The sequence below is a fragment of the Frankia tisae genome (assembly GCF_025403405.1).
In the GTDB taxonomy this organism is placed as follows: Bacteria; Actinomycetota; Actinomycetes; order Frankiales; family Frankiaceae; genus Frankia; species Frankia tisai.
Map to the genome: position 1 here is coordinate 1 of NZ_JANEZT010000769.1, position 676 is coordinate 676.

The 676-nt window shown below is 74.1% G+C and carries 1 protein-coding gene; it reads right to left on the reverse strand.

Translation table 11 applies throughout. The annotated features are described in order from the left end of the window. Nucleotides 1–624: lactate racemase domain-containing protein (locus NBZ85_RS31595; RefSeq protein WP_261563478.1), on the reverse strand; the 624-nt coding region annotated here is incomplete at its 3' end. Nucleotides 625–676 lie beyond the last annotated feature (52 nt).

The window sequence follows — 676 nt, forward strand, 5'->3', positions numbered from 1 at the left end:
CGCATACGACGACAACCCCTCGACCAGCGCACCGGCCCCCCCCTGCCCGGGGCCCTGCACAATCCCGACGGCGACGAGCAGATCGGCCTCGGCCACCGCCCGGGCGATCGCCACCGGCTCCCCGGCGTCACTGACACCGACCTCGACGAGGTTCGCGGCGTCCTCGGCGTCATGGCAGGCCAGCTGCGTCGGCCAGAACGAGCGGAACACCCGCTCCCCGACGATCCCCGCCACCTCGGCGGCGCCGAGACGCCGGTGCAGCCCGTTGGCCACCACCAGCGTCACCTCGTCGACACCGGCCGCCGCCGCCACGGTCAGCACCTGCTCGAGGATCCGCCCCCGCACGTCGACGCGGCGCATCCGCGGCTGCGGGGTGCGCAGATCGTCCACGCTGATCGTCAGGCGCATCCCCGGGCGCAGCAACGCCGCCAGCGGCGCACTGCCCACCGGGTCGCTCAGCGCCGCGGCGATCGCCGCGTCGACGTCACCGACCCCCGGCCGCGGCTGCGGCGGATACACCACCCGCGTGCCCAGCGGAAACCGTTCCAGCAGCACCCCGGCGCCGGAATGGACCAGCAGCGGGGGAGTCTGCTCGTCGACTTCGAGCACGAACCCCGGTCTCACTGTCGCGATCCTCTCCACGTCCGACCCGTTGAGCCACACCCTGCGTGCGCCC